The organism is Vibrio sp. 1978, from assembly GCF_033344345.1.
Genome location: NZ_JAWPOP010000708.1, coordinates 1 through 606, shown reverse-complemented (window position 1 = coordinate 606; position 606 = coordinate 1). Strand labels below are relative to the sequence as shown.

Here is a 606-nt window from a genome sequence, read left to right as displayed (position 1 = left end):
GGGGATACGATACCAGAAAGGCTATCAATGGTTGCTAACTGAGTACCAGCGTTAAGGTAAACGGCAGTACCAGGGAGCATGCCTATTTGACTGGTTAAATAAAAGCGCGCAATGCTCATAGGTGTTAATCCCATCAGTAGGTTGATGAGGAAAAATGGGAACACTGGAATCAAGCGCAAAGAAAACAGATAAAACGCGCCATCCTTTTTTACTCCTTGGTTAATCGCAACAAGCTTTTCCCCAAATCTCGATTGAACCCAATCCCTAAGCAAATATCGGCTACTCAAAAAAGCTAAGGTCGCACCGATCGTACTGGCAAAAGAAACTAAAAGTAAGCTAAACCAAAACCCAAACAAAGCTGCGCCTAGCAAAGTAACCACTGCTGCTCCGGGAATAGAAAATGCGGTAATCGCAACATACGCTAAAAAATACAGCGTGGCGGCATAGACGATGTTGGCTTCGATGAATGAATTGAGTGCTTCTTGCTGCGCTTTTGCGTTTTCAAGCGTTAGATATTGACCAAAATTAGCGCCTAACAAAAGAATGGTGGCAACAAGTATCAGTCCAAAGATAAGTTTTTTATTCATGTGTGCTCCGTTTCTATAT

General features: G+C 42.6%; 1 protein-coding gene. It reads right to left on the bottom strand.

Features of this window, described 5'->3' with window-relative positions; genetic code table 11:
- A partial coding sequence (locus tag R8N49_RS28675; protein WP_318190643.1) for a TVP38/TMEM64 family protein occupies positions 1–587 on the bottom strand: 587 nt, incomplete at its 3' end.
- Positions 588–606: the final 19 nt, after the last annotated feature.